At 70.5% G+C, this 15,658-nt stretch carries 14 protein-coding genes; 5 read left to right on the forward strand and 9 right to left on the reverse strand.

Annotated elements, in window-relative coordinates; all coding sequences use genetic code 11:
- Positions 1–65: 65 nt before the first annotated feature.
- Positions 66–815 (forward strand): DUF2625 family protein, encoded by a 750-nt coding sequence (locus OG866_RS41835; protein ID WP_329342977.1) that lies wholly within the window; start codon positions 66–68, stop codon positions 813–815.
- Between the two features lie 25 nt (positions 816–840).
- On the opposite strand, the gene OG866_RS41840 is transcribed toward OG866_RS41835, so the two are convergent.
- Genes OG866_RS41840 through modA form a run of 3 tightly spaced genes read right to left on the reverse strand, consistent with a single transcriptional unit; the run spans position 841 to position 3,616 of the window.
- Positions 841–1,932, reverse strand: coding sequence for an ABC transporter ATP-binding protein (locus OG866_RS41840; RefSeq protein WP_329342979.1), 1,092 nt, complete (start codon positions 1,930–1,932; stop codon positions 841–843).
- Positions 1,929–2,795, reverse strand: coding sequence for a molybdate ABC transporter permease subunit (gene modB, locus OG866_RS41845; protein WP_329342981.1), 867 nt, complete (start codon positions 2,793–2,795; stop codon positions 1,929–1,931). The genes OG866_RS41840 and modB overlap by 4 nt, the downstream gene beginning before the upstream one ends.
- A complete protein-coding gene (gene modA / locus OG866_RS41850; RefSeq protein WP_329342983.1) occupies positions 2,792–3,616 on the reverse strand; it encodes a molybdate ABC transporter substrate-binding protein in 825 nt (274 codons plus the stop codon). The genes modB and modA overlap by 4 nt, the downstream gene beginning before the upstream one ends.
- Positions 3,617–3,836: 220 nt before the next feature.
- On the opposite strand from modA, the gene OG866_RS41855 reads away from it, so the two are divergent.
- Complete coding sequence (locus OG866_RS41855; RefSeq protein WP_329342984.1) at positions 3,837–4,241, forward strand: hypothetical protein; 405 nt, start codon at positions 3,837–3,839, stop codon at positions 4,239–4,241.
- 102 nt (positions 4,242–4,343) lie between these two features.
- Here OG866_RS41855 and OG866_RS41860 read toward each other — a convergent pair whose 3' ends face one another.
- Both OG866_RS41860 and OG866_RS41865 read right to left on the reverse strand, forming a co-directional pair.
- Positions 4,344–4,739: a TOBE domain-containing protein gene (locus OG866_RS41860; protein WP_329342986.1), complete on the reverse strand. Its 396-nt coding sequence runs from the start codon at positions 4,737–4,739 to the stop codon at positions 4,344–4,346.
- Between the two features lie 109 nt (positions 4,740–4,848).
- Positions 4,849–6,498, reverse strand: a complete 1,650-nt coding sequence (locus OG866_RS41865; RefSeq protein ID WP_329342988.1) for an allantoin permease — start codon at positions 6,496–6,498, stop codon at positions 4,849–4,851.
- Between the two features lie 794 nt (positions 6,499–7,292).
- On the opposite strand from OG866_RS41865, the gene OG866_RS41870 reads away from it, so the two are divergent.
- Positions 7,293–7,736 (forward strand): NUDIX hydrolase, encoded by a 444-nt coding sequence (locus tag OG866_RS41870; RefSeq protein WP_329342990.1) that lies wholly within the window; start codon positions 7,293–7,295, stop codon positions 7,734–7,736.
- Between the two features lie 102 nt (positions 7,737–7,838).
- On the opposite strand, the gene OG866_RS41875 is transcribed toward OG866_RS41870, so the two are convergent.
- On the reverse strand, positions 7,839–8,594 hold the full coding sequence (locus tag OG866_RS41875) for a helix-turn-helix domain-containing protein (RefSeq protein WP_329344541.1): 756 nt from the start codon (positions 8,592–8,594) through the stop codon (positions 7,839–7,841).
- A gap of 86 nt (positions 8,595–8,680) precedes the next feature.
- Here OG866_RS41875 and OG866_RS41880 point away from each other — a divergent pair, with 86 nt between their 5' ends.
- Both OG866_RS41880 and OG866_RS41885 read left to right on the forward strand, forming a co-directional pair.
- Positions 8,681–9,676, forward strand: a complete 996-nt coding sequence (locus OG866_RS41880; RefSeq protein WP_329342992.1) for an LLM class flavin-dependent oxidoreductase — start codon at positions 8,681–8,683, stop codon at positions 9,674–9,676.
- Positions 9,669–10,577, forward strand: a complete 909-nt coding sequence (locus tag OG866_RS41885; protein WP_329342993.1) for an aminoglycoside phosphotransferase family protein — start codon at positions 9,669–9,671, stop codon at positions 10,575–10,577. The genes OG866_RS41880 and OG866_RS41885 overlap by 8 nt, the downstream gene beginning before the upstream one ends.
- Before the next feature lie 138 nt (positions 10,578–10,715).
- Here OG866_RS41885 and OG866_RS41890 read toward each other — a convergent pair whose 3' ends face one another.
- The 3 genes from OG866_RS41890 to OG866_RS41900 all read right to left on the reverse strand — a co-directional run bounded on the left by OG866_RS41890 (position 10,716) and on the right by OG866_RS41900 (position 15,582).
- The gene (locus OG866_RS41890; RefSeq protein WP_329342994.1) at positions 10,716–11,525 is read right to left on the reverse strand and encodes a hypothetical protein; all 810 of its coding nucleotides are present in this window, start codon (positions 11,523–11,525) and stop codon (positions 10,716–10,718) included.
- Between the two features lie 86 nt (positions 11,526–11,611).
- Positions 11,612–13,921 (reverse strand): hypothetical protein, encoded by a 2,310-nt coding sequence (locus OG866_RS41895; protein ID WP_329342996.1) that lies wholly within the window; start codon positions 13,919–13,921, stop codon positions 11,612–11,614.
- A gap of 470 nt (positions 13,922–14,391) precedes the next feature.
- Positions 14,392–15,582, reverse strand: coding sequence for a cytochrome P450 (locus tag OG866_RS41900; RefSeq protein ID WP_329342998.1), 1,191 nt, complete (start codon positions 15,580–15,582; stop codon positions 14,392–14,394).
- Positions 15,583–15,658: the final 76 nt, after the last annotated feature.

A 15,658-nucleotide genomic window follows, 5' to 3' on the forward strand; every position in this document is an offset into this window, starting at 1 on the left:
CGGTCCCCCGGTCACCCGGTGACCCTGCGGAGTGAGCCACTGGGTGCGGGTGCGACGATGCGGGGATGCGCGAGATCAACGAGCTGATGGACGTCGACGATCCGGCCTGGCCGCACCTCCTTGAGGAGCTGTCCGGCACCGACGTACCGGTAGAGGTGTTGCCCGGCGACGCCGAGTTGGGCCGCGCCTCGCTGCTGCAACTCCAGATCTCCGCCCGGTCGAATCTGGGCGGCCTGGTGCTGAACTGCGGTGGTCTGCTCGTGGACGGCGGATGGTTGCGGATCTTCGGGAGCCCGAGTGGAGCCGGCGGCGGCGACGGCCTGCCCGGCCTGGCCGCCCTGCCCGGCTTGGCCGAGATCAATGCGATGCCCACGACCTTCGATCCCGCATGGCAGCCGGGCGTGGGACTCGTGATCGCGCACGATGTGCTGGGCGGGGTCTTCACGCTCAACGGGGGCAACCCCCGTGAGGGAGGCCGACCCGGCGAGCCGGGCGAGATCCTCTACTTCGCCCCGGACGCCCTTCACTGGGAGGCTCTGGGCGCCGGCCACTCGGCATGGCTGTCCTGGATCCTCTCCGGAGGGCTCCAGGAGTTCTATGCGGGCCTGCGGTGGGACGGCTGGCGCGACGAGGCCTCGGTGCTGAATGGCCGTCAGGGACTGTCGCTCTACCCGCCGTTGTGGTCGGCCGAGGCGCGCAAGGACCTACTGGCGACCAGCCGCCGAGCCGTGCCCATGGCCGAACTCCTGAGCCTGAACCGCGACGCGTGCCGTCAGTTCGACGGCACCGATCCGGGGTTTCTCGGAGCCAGTTGAGAATCCTCTGGCCACCCAGGCCTCACTACGCCGGGTAGGCGTGGGTCTGTGCCGCCTTCACCGTCGCCCAGACCGTGGCTCCCGCGTGGAGGTCGAGTTCGGCCGCGGCGACGGTGGTGAGGTCGGCGGCCAACGGCAGTTCGCCGCCGAGGGCGACGCGGATCTGGTCACCGTGGGTCTCCAGACCTGCCACCTCGCAGCGCCAGAAGTTGCGGGCGCTGGACCCGGTCGGCCGGTCGCGGTACAGGGTGACCGCGCTGGGCGGGAAGGCGACGAAGACCGGGCCGGTGAGGTGCTCCGTGGTCGTGACCGTGGAGCCGCCGTCGACATGCACGGTGTGCCCCTCGGCCTGTCCCCGGTAGAGGTTGAGGCCGACCAGGTGGGCGATGTAGTCGGTCCGCGGGTGACGGGCGATGTCGGCGGGCGTGCCCTGCTGGACGACCCGGCCCTCCTCGACCACGACGAGATGATCCGCCAGCACCATCGCGTCCAGCGGATCGTGTGTGACGAGTACGGCGACCGCCTCGAAGTCGGCCAGATGGCGGCGGAGTTGGGCCCGGACGTCGAGCCGGGTGCGGGCGTCGAGAGCGGCGAGCGGCTCGTCGAGCAGGAGCAGGCGCGGACGGGTGGCCAGGGCGCGGGCGAGCGCGACACGCTGCGCCTGGCCTCCCGAGAGCCGCCGAGGTTTCGCGGACGCGTGCGCCGTCAGGCCCATGCGGTCCAGCCATACGGCGGCCTGGGCGCGGGCCTCCGCCTTGGTGGCGCCGTGGCAGCGAGGTCCGAAGGCCACGTTGTCGAGCGCGGTGAGGTGCGGGAAGAGAAGGTAGTCCTGGAAGACGACTCCGACCGGGCGGGACTCGGGCGGCGTACGGTCCAACTCCGTGCCGTCGAGCCGCAGATGGCCGTCGGTGAGCGGGACGAGACCGGCGAGGGCGCGCAGGGCGGTGGTCTTGCCGGCGCCGTTGGGGCCGAGGAGGGCGACGACGTCGCCGGGCTTCGCCGTGAGGGCCACGTCGAGGCGGAAAGAGCCGCGTTCGACCACGAGACGGGCGTCGAGGCCGTCACCTGACGGCGCCTCGGCGTCGTAGCGGATCGTCTTCTTCTCGGTGTCGGTCATGAGGCGGTCATCCATCGGTCGCGCAGGCCCGCGAGGACCGCGATCGACACGGCGAGCAGCACCAGGCTGAGGGCGATGGCCGCCTCCGGGTCGTTCTGGAGGGCGAGGTACACGGCGAGCGGCATGGTCTGGGTACGGCCGGGGAAGTTGCCGGCGAACGTGATCGTCGCCCCGAACTCGCCGAGCGCCCGCGCCCAGGCCAGGACGGCGCCCGCCGCGACTCCGGGCGCGATGAGCGGCAGCGTGACCCGGCGGAACGCGGTGAAACGGGAGGCGCCGAGTGTCGTCGCGGCCTCCTCGTAGCGCGGGTCGGCCGCCCGCAGGGTGCCCTCGACGCTGATCACGAGGAACGGCATCGCGACGAACGCCTCCGCGATCACGACGCCGGTGGTGGTGAAGGGGAGCGTCAGACCGAACCAGGAGTCCAGCCACTTCCCGACCACCCCGTTGCGGCCCAGCGCCATCAGCAGCGCCACACCACCGACGACCGGCGGCAGGACGAGCGGAAGGGTGACGAGAGCCCGTACGAGACCACGACCCGGGAACTCCACCCGGGCCAGCAGCCAGGCCAGCGGCACCCCGATCACCAGGCTCACCGCGGTCGCCGCCGTCGCGCAGACCAGGGACAGCTGGAGCGCCTGCCACACCTCGGTGCTGGTCAGCAGGTCGGGCATGCTGCTCCAGGGGGCCCGGATCAGCAGGGCGACGAGCGGCAGGACGAGGAACGCCAGACCGATCAGCGCAGGCACGAGCAAGGGCAGCGGAGCGCCACCCCCGCGTCGGCCCACGCGGACGCGGCGGCGCGGCGGACCACCGGTGAGGCTGTCCGCGGCGTCGGCCTTGTCCGGGGAGGGGAACGTCACGGCTGGAGGAACCCTGCCGCGGTCAGCACCTTCTGGCCCTCGGCGGACTGCACCAGTGCGATGAACGCCTTCGCGGTGCCGGTGTTCTTCGACTCCTTGAGGAGGGTGATCGGGTAGTCGTTGATGGCGTCGGCGGACTCGGGGAACTCCACGCCCTCCACCTTGTCACCCGCGGCCTTCACATCGGTCTTGTAGACGACCGCGGCGTCTGCTTCCTTGAGGACAACCTTGTTGAGGGCGGACTTCACGTCCTCCTCGTAGGAGACCGGGGTGAGCTTCAGCTTGCTCGCCGTCAGGGCCTTCTCCGCGGCGGCACCGCACGGCACCGTCTTGTCGCACAGCACGACCTTGAGGTCCGAGTCGGTCAGGTCCTTCAGGGAGCCGACCTTGTCGGGGTTGCGCGGCAGGGTGGCGATCTCCAGCTGGTTGCGGACGAAGGTGGCCGGATCGGTGGCGTTGTCGCCCGCGTCCGTCACGATCTTCATCGTCTTGGGGCTGGCGGAGGCGAACACGTCCGCCGGGGCGCCCCCGGTGATGCTCGCCGCCAGCGCGTCACTGCCGCCGAAGCTGAAGGTGACCTTGGTGCCGGGGTGGGCCTTCTCGAACTGCCTGCCCAGCGTCTCGAAGCTCTCCTTCAGCGAGGCCGCGGCGAACACGGTCACCTCGCCGGACAGCTTCGACGAGGAGGCCGACGCGGAGGCGTCCGACCCCGCGGAGGCGTCGTCGTCGGAGGAGGAGCAGGCGCTCAGGGCCAGCAGGGCGGCGGCGCCGACGCCGGTCACCTGCATCATCCGACGGGTCCGGCGCACGGAACGGGTCATCACGGGTCCAACTCCCTCTGGTCCTCACGGACACAATCGCACCGACCCCTGACGGACCGGCCACGGTCTCTCGACCTTGCCTGCGCTGATGATAATGCCGCAGGTGCCAGGTGAAAGTCTCTTGTCACATCGCATGAGCCGGGTCATCCATCTGAATGCATCGCATGTGCGTTTGTACGGGGTCGGTCCCCGGGTACGGTCGGACGGGAGGTGGTAGCCCGTGAGTCAGCCCCTCGCAGCTGCCCGTACGACCGCCGGACCGGCGGCGGAGCTCGTTCTCGCCGGTGATCTGACCCGGCCGTCCCGATTGACGGTGCCCGATCTGCCGGCCTGGCCGCAGCACCGGACGGAGGCCGCTTTGGAGTGCGCCACCAGCGGCATCCAGCACCACACCTTCACCGGCCCACTTCTGTACGACGTCCTCACCGACGCCGGCCCGGTCTTCGACCCCGCCCGCCGCAAGGACCGCCTCCGCTTCCTGATCGCCGTACGCGGCGCCACCCCGCTCGACCGCGCCGGTCCCCAACTGGTCCTGCCCCAGGACCGCTGCGGCGCCCGCTACATCAGCGGCATCGAGGCGGTACACGTGGACGGCGGATACACCGCGTGGAGCGGACGACGGTGAGAGGAGCCGGGTGAAGAAGCAGACTCGGGTAGCGGGCGGACGCGTCACCAACTGCCGAGCCGTGCGACGAACCTGTGGCGGCCACCGCCGGGCCCGCCCTGGTCAGACGCGGTCGATATGTACGTTCGTCGACTTCACGCGGGCGGTGGCCTCCATGCCGACCTCCAGGCCGAGTTCCTCCACCGCCTCCCGGGTGAGCAGGGAGACCAGCCGGTGCGGACCGGCCTGGATCTCCACCTGAGCCGCCACATCACCGAGTTTGATCGCGGTGACGATGCCGGGGAACGCGTTGCGGACCGAGGTGGTGGAGACCTCCTCCTCGCCGGTACCGCCCTTGGCCAGCTCCACGGAGAACGCGGCCAGGTCGGCGCCGTCGATGAGCCGCTTGCCGCCCTCGTCGCGGTGGGTGGGTACCCGGCCGGCGTCCGCCCATCTGCGTGCGGTGTCCGGACTCACGCCGAGAAGACGGGCCGCCTGGCCGATTGTGTATGACTGCATGGGCGCCAAGATAGGTCAGGGACCGCGGTGCGCCGTCGTAGGGCTCGGTGGTGAGCGGGAAACCTGCCGACAGCCCCGGTGAGCATCGGCTCGCACGCCATGGACCCGGTCACGGCGTGGCCGGCAGCACGTGGTCGCCGACGTCGTCCGTGCTCAGGCACAGCGAGCAGACGACCGCGTCGTGGGTGAGGCAGGCGGTCAGGTCGGGGCGCTCGTACGGCTGGTGGCAGACGTGGCAGTCGTACGTCGTCGCACTCGGGTTGCCCTCCGCGTCGAGCAGCGGCTCGGCGATGCCGTCGTCGGCGCGGCGCAGGTAGTACCTGCCCTTGGTGGCGACCGCCATGAGCGGCGTGAGCACGAAGGCGATGACGGCCGCGGCGACGGGAGAGTAGGGCTGGAGGGTGTCGCCGAGGGCGTGGAAGTACAGGGCGATGGACAGCCCGGAGGCGGCGACGAAGGAGACGACGCCGACCGGGTTGACGGCGTGGAGCATGCCGCGCCGGAACTCCGGCTGGAGCGGCGAGATCTTCAGCAGGTACTTGTTGATGCCGATGTCCGTCGCCACGGTCACCACCCAGGCGATCGCGCAGTTGGAGTAGAAGCCCAGGATGCTGTTGAGGAAGCTGAACATGTCGGCCTCCATCAACGCGAGCGCGAAGCCGAGGTTCACGAGGACGAAGACCATGCGGCCGGGGTAGCGCTTCGTGACGCGGGTGAAGGAGTTCGTCCAGGCCAGCGAGCCGGAGTACGCGTTGGTCACATTGATCTTGATCTGGCTGATGACGACGAGGGCCACGGCCAGCGGCAGCACCATCCAGGACGGCATCATCGCGTCGAAGGCGCTGCGGAACTGCTGGATCGGCTCGGTCGCGGCGGCCGGGCCGACCTCGGAGAGGATGTACACGGCGAGGAAGACACCGATGGCCTGCTTCAGCGCACCGAGCACCACCCAGCCGGGGCCGGCCATGATCACGGCCGTCCACCAACTCCGCTTGTTGGCCTCGGTCTTGGGCGGCATGAACCGCAGGTAGTCGATCTGCTCGCCGATCTGCGCGATGAGCGAGAGGCAGACGCCCGCGCCGAGCAGTACGGAGGCGGTGTTGACGCCGCCGTCGCCGTCGGTGCCGGCATAGGCGAGGAAGCGGTCGACGGTACCGGGGTCGGTGGCGACGAGGTAGACCAACGGGCCGACCATCAGCAGCAGCCAGACCGGCGTCGTCCACACCTGGAGCTTGCTGAGCGCCTTCATGCCGTAGATCACCAGGGGGATCACCATGAACGTGGACACCAAGTAGCCCAGCCAGAGCGGCAGTCCGAGGCCCAGTTTCAGCCCCTGCGCCATGATCGAGCCTTCGAGGGCGAAGAAGATGAAGGTGAAGCTCGCGAAGATGACGCTGGTGAGGACCGATCCGTAGTAGCCGAAGCCGGAGCCGCGGGTGATCAGGTCGAGGTCGATGTTGTAGCGGGCGCCGTAGTACGCGAGCGGAAAACCGGTGACGAAGATGACGACCGCGGCGACCGCGATTGCTACCAGTGCGTTGCCGGTTCCGTGGGCGAGGCCGATGCCGGCGCCGATGGAGAAGTCGGCCATGTAGGCGATGCCGCCCAGTGCCGTGGTGGCCACGACCATCGGGGTCCAGCGGCGGTAACTGCGGGGCGCGAAACGGAGGGTGTAGTCCTCCAGCGTCTCCTTGACCGCCTGGTCGGCGGCGGTCCTCGTCGGCTCAGGCGTCGTCTGTCGCGAATCGGTGGTACTCATGCCACGTCTCCCGGTGGGGCTGGGTGCGGGTGCGGTGCTGCGGGTGCGGTGCTGCGGTGGGGGGACCCCGCGTGGCGTCATTGACAGTCGGGGGCGGTCAGGACGGGGCGTCAGGAGTCGTTGCAGCGGCTCTGTATACGACTTCGACCCACGGCCGGTCACGCTAGAAAGCGGTTGTTACCGCGGCTTCCCGTTGACGTGAACGCGATGTTTCCGAGGGGCAGGGTTCCTCAAAGGGGAAGGGGGCGAGGCCGCAGGCCGGGTGGCGGCGGCTGAGGAACACGACGATCCCGCGTGCCCTCAGGGCCCGGGCGGGTGGCCTGACTCCAGCCCTGGCGGCGGTAGAAGGAGACGGCGCCACTACCGCCCCGCACCGGCTCATCTCGGCAACCATGCTCAATCGCCTGCGCGCTCATCTCGCTGTCGCGCTGACGAGGCTCGCGGCACAACCCGCTGTCCGCTGAGCGCTGCGTCGGCGAACGGCGCCGGATCGGGGCGAGGGGGAGCAACCGGCGGTGCTCCAGCCGGAATGCGGACTTGGGCCGGGCGCACCCCGCATGCCGTGTACTGGTGCGCGCTGTCAGGCGGTGGTGAACCGCAACTCCGGCCGCTTCCAGTCGACCTTCGGCCCTCGGCTCTCGGCCCTCGGCCCTCGGCCCTCGGCGGTGAGGGGACGACTGTCCCCACGCGAGAGCGACGAAGACCCGATGGCGGAGTATGTAGCCGGCGGTGACCCGGTAACCGTGTCCGGGGAGGCTGACGTCCAGCGCGTCATCTGGGAGAGGATGGAGTCCATGACGCAACATGCCGCAGCGCCTGTCCCGGACGCGGCCGGTGGGGGAGAGCCGCTGGTCGTCGTGGCGGCCGCCGTCGTGCGGGCCGGGCGGCTCCTGGTCGTGAGCAAGCAGCAAGCCCCGGAGATCTTCTACCTGCCCGGCGGTAAACCCGACCCGGGCGAGCAGCCGTTGGAGGCCCTGTGCCGCGAGCTGGACGAGGAACTCGGCGTCCGGCCCGTCCAGCCACGCCTGTTGGCCGAGGTCGAGGCCATCGCGGCTCTCGAAGCGGTGCCGATGAGAATGACGGTCTACGAGGCCGGCATCAGCGGGGTGCCCCGGCCCGCCGCCGAACTGGCGGACCTGCGCTGGATCTCCGGCGCCGGGGACGGCGTCGACCTGGCTCCTGCGGTCAGGGAACAGGTCCTGCCATTGCTGGTCGAACGGGGCCTGTTGGGGCACTGAGCAGGCGGGGCCGAACGGGCCATCGCGTAACCACGGGAGTCGGCCATGAAAGCCACGCTCCAGCTCGTCGCGGTCCCGCTGGGCGGGACTCCGCCGAGCTCCTCATGAATCGGCGGGCCATTCCGCTGCCGCTGCCGCGAGAGCCTCCGTCGTCGCCGCGTCGGCCGGCAGGAACGCCTCCAGTTTGAGTTCGGCGAGGGTCACGTCGACGGCGGTGGCGAAGGTGGTCACCGTCGTCATCAGGCGCAACTCGCCGTAGGAGGACCGCAGATGGAGCGGCACCGCGAAACCGAGTGGCCCCGCGGCCGGTTCCGGTTCGGGAACGTACCCGGTGAGCTCGGCGTGCAACTCCTCCAGGTGGCCGAGGCGCACCAGGATGTGGCGCGCCCACTCGGCGAGGTTGAGGATACGGGGGGCCAGGCCGTCGGGGTGGAGCGCGAGGCGGTACATGTTTCTGCCCGGGCCCACGAGTTCGGGGGCCGCGCCTTCGGTGATCAGGTCGAACGCGGTGTTCGCGGCGATCAGACGTCCGCCGCGGTCCAGGACCAGTGCCGGGTACGGCAGATGCCCTCGGAGGATGTGGTCGATCGCCGTGCGCACGGGGGCCAGCACCGGATCGTCCAGTGAGCTCTCCGGGTAGGCGGGCGCGTACCCGGCGGCCAGCAGCAGCTCGTTGCGCTCGCGCAGCGGCAGCTCCAGCGACTCGGCCAGGCGCACCACCATGTTCCGGCCCGGAACGGACCTGCCGGATTCGATGAAGCTGAGATGGCGTTGGGTGGTGCCCGCGCGCAGGGCCAGGTCGAGCTGGCTGACATGACGGCGGGTACGACGTTCACGAAGCGCGCTGGGGAAGTCCACCAGCATGTTGTAACCGTGCCGGAGGGGATCAGGCCATTCCTCGCAGGGAATTGTCGGCACGCGTACCGGTCGGGAACCTTGCCGGCATGGACATCGGTGTACTGCTTCCGACCGGAACCGCCCAGTGGGGCGCCTACGACGACGCCGGCGAGCTGATCGCCTTCGGCCGGCATGCCGAACGCGCGGGCTTCACCTCGCTGTTCGTCAACGATTCCCTCGTCAGCCCGCGCATCGAGGCGCTCACGATGCTGGCCGCACTCGCCCCGGTGACCGACACCGTGACACTGGGCACCGCTGCCCTGATGCCGTTTCTGCGCCGGCCGATCCAGGCCGCGCAGTCCCTCGCGTCGATCGACCTGCTGTCGGGCGGCAGGCTCACCGTGACCGTCGGCGCCGGTTTCCCGGGCAGATTCGGGCGGCCCCTCTACACACTGTCCGAGTTGCCCTGGGAAAGGCGCTTCGCCCGCCTGGACGAGACGGTCGCGCTGTGGCGGGCCCTGTGGGACGGCGCCGGCGCCTTCCAGGGCGAGATCCTCCGGTTCACTGACATCCCGCCCACGACCAGGCCGTTCCGAGCCGGCGGCCCACCTGTTTGGCTCGGCGGCGCGACACCGGCGGCGCTGGCCCGCGCCGGCCGACTGTACGACGGATGGCTGCCCTACCCGCCCGACCCCGCCGACTACGCGTCCGGCCTCCACGCCATCCACAAGGCAGCGGCTGACGCCGGACGGACGACCGAGGCCATCACCCCCGCGCTGTTCGTCTCGGTACGGATCGACGACGACATCGACTCCGGCCGCCGGGCACTGGACGACTACGCACGGGCCACCTACGGAATGCCACTGCCGGAACTGGAGAAGATCCAGGCCGTCGTCAGCGGCTCCGAAAACCAAGTGCTCGAGCGTCTGGAAGCGTACGTCGCCGCCGGCGCCCGGCACATCGTCGTACGCCTCGGCTGTCTGGGTATGCATGCCCAGCGCGACCAACTCGAAAGGCTCGCCGACCTCATTCCCGCCGTCCGCAGGGCCTGCGGACCCGCGTCCACGTCGGCGGGCTTGGGTACTGTGACGTCGCATGACTGACACCAACACCGTCACCGACACCGAGATCACCGCGGACCTGGTACGTGACCTGCTGAAGGAGCAACATCCTGACCTCGCGGGGCTGACCATCCGTGAGGTGGCGGGCGGCTGGGGCAATCAAATGTGGCGCCTCGGGGACGAGTTGGCCGTACGCATGCAACGTATGGACCCCACCCCGGAACTCCAGCTCAAGGAGCGCCAGTGGCTCCCCGTGCTGGCCCCGCGCCTGCCGCTCCCGGTGCCGACGCCGGTGCGGTTCGGCGAACCGTCCGAGCGCTTCCCCAAGCACTGGACCGTGATGACATGGGTTCCCGGCGAGCCCCTGGACCACGGCTCGATCACCCGCGACACCCATGCCGCCGACACACTCGCCGGCTTCCTCCGGGCGCTCCATGTGCCGGCGCCCGCCGAGGCGCCCGTCGCCAGAGACCGCGGCGCCCATCCCAAGCACTGCATCGACGGCTTCGAGAACTTCCTCCAGTCGGTCGCCGTCGACGACATCGCTGCCGAGGTCCGGGCCGTCTGGGACGACGCCGTCGCCGCCCCCGAGTGGGAAGGCCCGCCGGTGTGGGTGCACGGCGACCTCCACCCCGCGAACGTCGTCGTCTCCGACGGCACACTCTCCGGCATCGTCGACTTCGGCGACATGTTCGCCGGCGACCCGGCATGGGACCTCGCCGCCGCTTGGGTGCTGCTCCCCGCGGGCACGGCGACACGGTTCTTCGACACCTATGCGCACGCGGACGACGCGGCGATCCGGCGGGCCCGCGGCCTGGCCGCGATGAAGAGCCTCTTCCTGATACTCATGGGGCAGAACGGAGACAGGGGCCTTCCCGGCGGCAAGCCGCACTGGGGACCTGCGGGCCGGACGACACTGGAGCGCGCGTTGCAGGGAATGTGACGTCCGCGGAGCGCGTGTGGTGCGGTGAGGACGACCGCTGCACCAGGATCCGCATGCTGGTCGCTGTGCCAGGGCGACCTCGCCGTCGTGGTCAGCTCCTGCCGACGCCGCTCTCGAAGAGGCGATCTCTGGCGGCCTTCAGGAGTTCTGAGGCGGCGAGTTGAAGGGGGCGGACAGGTCCTGGCAGGCGTGTTCATCGGGGAGCAGGGGGCGGAAGGACACCGCGTAGAGGGTGTCGCCGCTCGTCCAGCGTGTGTCCTGCCGGGCGGTGCGGGCCAGGCGCAGGGCCTGGGACAGGGCGTCGCCGGTCAAGATCGTGCACCTGCCCTGCGGGGTCAGGGTTCCTTCGGCCAGCGGACGCAGGGGCCAGGTGACAGCCGGGGTCGATCCCGCGCTCACTCCGCTCGTGGCGAGCACCGCAAGCGCCGTGGGCCGGAACTCGCGTGCTCCTCGGGGAGGTTGCGGCAGGTGCTCGACGTATGACAGGGCCTTCGCGCGGGAGCCGTCGCCGCCGGCCTCCGGGGCGGTGATCCGTGTGGTCCGCAGGCCCTTCGACGTGCGCAGAGCCACCCGTAGCTGCGAGGCGTCGGTGCCGCTGGAGTCCTCGTAGGTACGGTTCCGGTCGAAGCCCGCCGCCGCGGCGTCCGCGAGGCGGCGCCCGTACTCCCGGTCGGTGAGCCGGAACTCACGGGCTGTCTGGAGCGCTCCCGCCGGCTCACCCGGGACGACGACGCGGCCCCCTCCGTAGAGCGAGAAGTCGGGCAGCCGTCCCCGTTCCCAGGGGGCTGGACCGCTGCGCGATTCCTGGGTGCGCAGCACCAGTACGTCCGGGGCCGCGGAGACCACCGGCGGTGCCGCCTGCGGAGCCGCCGAGTCCGCGCCGCATGCCACGGCTGCCGCGGCGAGGAGTACGGCGGTCGCGGCAGCGGTCACGGTGGGGGCGCGCATATGGCTCCGACGGGTGGGGGTGGGGGAAGGTTCCCGCCGGGACCGGAGGCCGTCCGGTCCCGGCGGGCGCCTGTCCTGACCGGGTGTCAGGACACGCTGAGGGTGTAGGTGCCGGAACCGGCACGGTTGACCAGGACGACGCCGTAGCAGTTGCCCTGGGGGGTGAAGGTGAACGATTCGGGCTGCCCCGGACCGCCGGCCGTGGACGACGCCGCGGCTCCGGCGCGTCCGACCACACCGCTGGCGGGGGTCGCCGGATCGGAGTCCATCAGGAACAGCTCGGCGTCCTGGGACGGATCGGAGGGCGTCGCCGTGACGGTGACGTCGTTGCCCGGCGTACCCGGGCAGTAGTCCCAGACCGAGACGATGTCGTCGGCGCCGTTCATCGCCTGGGTGGCGGGGCTGACCAACAGCCGGGTGGGGTTGGACAGTTCGATGCGGTACTCACCGCCGCCGGTCTCCAGTCCGGGCCGCCGGACGGCCGGATAGTAGTCGCCCATGCCGTGGACCGCCGAGTCCACCGCGACGAAGTCGATCGTGTCCCCTGTGCCGAGGCTCAGCCCGAGGAGTTGCTGCTGGGCGAAGTCGTCGTACATGTAGAGGTCGTAGTCGACGTTCGTGGGCGGCCGGATCGCCGTGACCGACCAGTACGCGGTCGAGGTGTCGTAGCGGTAGTTGTGCTGTTGCTCGGGGGTGGGGCGGGTCAGTGCCGCGCCGTCGGCGAGCGGGTTGCGGAATCCGTAGTCGAGTCCGTTCTGGAACAGTGCGCCGAGCGGCCCCGGACCGACATCGTGGCCCTCCTGGCCGCGGTGGGTCCAGAACTCGCGGAACGTACCCGAGCGCCGGTCGAGCAGGGTGTCCCAGATCGCGCCCGCCGCGTTCTCCTGGTAGTCGTCCCAATAGCGTTCGCCCGGCGGGTCGATCAGGTCCCACAGGGAGCCGGTCACCCGGCCCTCGGTGGCGTCGCCCGGGGCGTAGTCGGCGGTGTTCTCCACGTTCCAGCCGCGGTACAGCGGCTCGTTGTAGATGGCCATCGGGTAGAAGTTCGCGAACCCCTCGGACCAGGCGCAGCCGACGGAGCTGGCCGTGTTCATGGCGTGCGGACTGCAATTCGCGGTGTTGGGCCAGAAGTCGTCGTCGTACACGTCGTCCATGACGGCGTGTCCGTACTCGTGCACGGTGTCCGTGCGGTCGTCGGGCGTGGCCGGCTCCAGCCGCACGGTGTCGTCGTCGCGTGTGTATCGGCTGTTGTCGTTGTCGTCGTCGTCCGGGTACACGATCTCCATGCGACGGCAGTCACCGGTGTCGCGCGCGTCCCAGCACTCTCCGGGTGTCCAGGCCTGGGCGTCGTCGGCGAGCGCGAAGGCGTGCAGGACGCGGTTGAGTGCCTGGTCGCCGGGGGCGAGCCGGCCGAAGTCCACGGTGCGGCCGTCCGCGATGTCGTCCCGCTGCCCGGACTGGAAGGTGTAGAGGTCCCGGCCCAGGAACCATTCGTCGACCACGCGCGCCAGGCCGTTCTCGGCGAGGACGCGGATGTACACGTCCTGTCCGCCCGGGTCGTTGCCGTTCTCGAAGCACAGCCGGAAGCCGCCGTTGCCGTCGGTGAGCGCCACGTCGAGCAGGTCGTCGCCGATGGCGTCGTCGTCCCACGCCTGCACCTGGATGTTGCGCGAAGGGTGCGCGACACCGGCCTGGTCCTGGTAGCCGACCGTGCCGGTCGCGCAGGAGAGGGCCTGGAGGGACGGGTCGGCGCTCGGCGGGTCGTCGCTGTGCGGTTCGGGCAGGCCCTCGGTCGAGACCGGCCGGTACTTCACCTTCGGCTCGGCCGGGACGAGCGGTACGTCGCCGCGGAGCGGGGTGAGGGCCGTCGAGTTGCGGCGCTGGTGGAGGCCCAGGTAGGAGTCGGCGCGGCTCGCGCCGACGGACAGCAACTGCATGTGCTCGTCGAGGTCCAGGGGCTGGTCCGAGGGGCCGTCGACCTGGGCGCGCACGGAGGTGGAGGCCGCGCTGACGGCGCGTACGGTCGCTGTGTAGCGCAGGGTCCGGCCCTTGTGGAGGTCGACGGTCCGCGAGGCGCGTCGGATTCCGTTGCCGTCCTCGGGCAGCAGCGGAGCCAGTTCCCGCGTCTTCCAGCCGGCGGGGGCGGTCTGCCAGTCCAGGGCGTCGGGCAGGTCGGCCCGGACCCGCGCGTCGGACACGTCGATGCGGGAGGCGACCTCGATGGTCAGCCGGGCGTTCTCGCCCACGGCGGGCGCGCGGTCGAGCTTGGTGGTGATGTGGACGCAGCTCGACCAGTCCTGCGGGATGTCGCAGCTGATGCCGGGCTGCTGCGCGGCATGTGCCGGCGCGGGCAGGGACTGCGGCAGCGCGAGCGCGAAGGCACCGAGCGCGGTCACGGCCATGCCTCTGCGCCGACGTTTTCTGTTTCCTGGCGGCGCGCCTAATCGAGCGTCACTTCTCTTGTGGATCATGCCAGTTCCCCCTTTTTCTGCGGTGATCAGCCGCTTGGGTGGTGAAGCGGCGTATTCCACACAACAAGAGGGAGCTGTATTGAACCAGTGCATGACAAGACAGTCGGGTTACCCGGTGGGGCGGTTGGTGCGAGGGGGCAGGTTCGCATGCCTGGACAGGGTTCAAGAGTCTGCGGGGTGCCGTGATCCCGTCCGCCGCCGTGCCCTCGGTCCGCGATGTGGTCGGCCGGATCCGGAACGCCGTACCGCACGCCGCGCGAACGCGCCCATCACCCGGGTCCCGCTGTTCCCACCCGGGTAGTGGATGGTCATCGGGAGCGGTTGGTCCTACGCCCTTGGGACGGGGGCCGGCTGGCTGATTCCGATCGCTTTCCGAGCGCAGCCCCCGCGGGGGATCACCGAGGGCCGACGGCCACGCGCAGTCCGCGGAGCACATAGCCGCCTATCTCGTCCTGGAACGCGACGCGGGGCGGCGTGAGCATGCGGATGCCGTCAAGGGCGAAAAGCTGACCGAGGAAGACGTTGGCCTCCATCAGCGCGATGTCGCCGCCGGGGCAGCGGTGCGGTCCGTCGCCGAAGGACAGGGCCGCCGCGTAACGGCCGGTTGTCGCCGGTCTGCCGGGGCAGGCCGCCGTGGGATCGTCGCCCATGGCCTCCGGGTCGGTGTTCGTCTCGTCCACGAAGATCTCGACGAGCGCGTCGCCGGGCACGGTGACCGGCCCGTCCGCGCCCGGTACCTCCACAGCGCCGGTGGTCCGCCGCTTCAGTCGGGCGACCGCGGGCTCCAGGCGCAGGAGTTCGTGCACCACCGCCAGGCGTTCGCTCTCGCTCCCGGCCAGATAGCGCTCGCGCAGCGCCTCGTCGGTGAACAGATGCCATGCGGCGACGCTGATGAACTCGCGCGTGGTGACCATGCCGGCCGCGGCGTAGGTGAGGCATTCACCGAGGATCTCGGCACGGGAACACCCCTCGGCGATCAGGTGTGAGATCAGGTTGTCCGCGGGCTGTTCACGGTGGGCCCGGACGGCCGGGCGGACGTCGGCGAGGTAGATCCGCAGCCACTGGCTGTTCTGCCGGAACAGCCAGTAGATCCCGTGCCAACTGGTCAGCCCGGGCCTGCCGAACTTCTCGGGGAAGAAACGCTCCAGGCGGCGCTGGATGCCGGGCCTGCTGTACGTCAGGCCGATCACCTCGCACGCCACGTCGATCGAGACGCCGAAGGTGAGGTCCTCCAGCCACGCCTCGCCCTCGCTCCGCAGGGTGTCGAGGTGCCGGCGTGCGATGCGTTCGGCCAGGTCCCGGTAATGCTCTGCCACGCGGCGCGGTGTGAAGTAGCGGGCGGTCTGCCGGCGGTGTTCACGGTGCTGGGGCCCGTCGCGGTACAGCACGGGCCGCCGGATCCGGGCCGGCAGTTTCTCCACCGTCTCGATCCCGAGGCCCGCCTGCACGGTCTCGGTGCTGCGCAGAACGGCGCGCGCCGCCTCATAGCCGCGTATCCGCCAAGTGCCGTCCTCCCCGCGGTCGATCGGGCAGACGGGGGTGGGGTGATCCCTGCGAATCTTGCGTACGTCGTCGGCCCGATCCATCGACTGCTGCCTCCGTCGTCGTGTGGACACCCCGGTGGGAGGAGCCCACTGCCCGGCACGTGCGGCCAGAATCCAG

This window comes from Streptomyces sp. NBC_00663 (genome assembly GCF_036226885.1).
Taxonomy (GTDB): Bacteria; Actinomycetota; Actinomycetes; order Streptomycetales; family Streptomycetaceae; genus Streptomyces.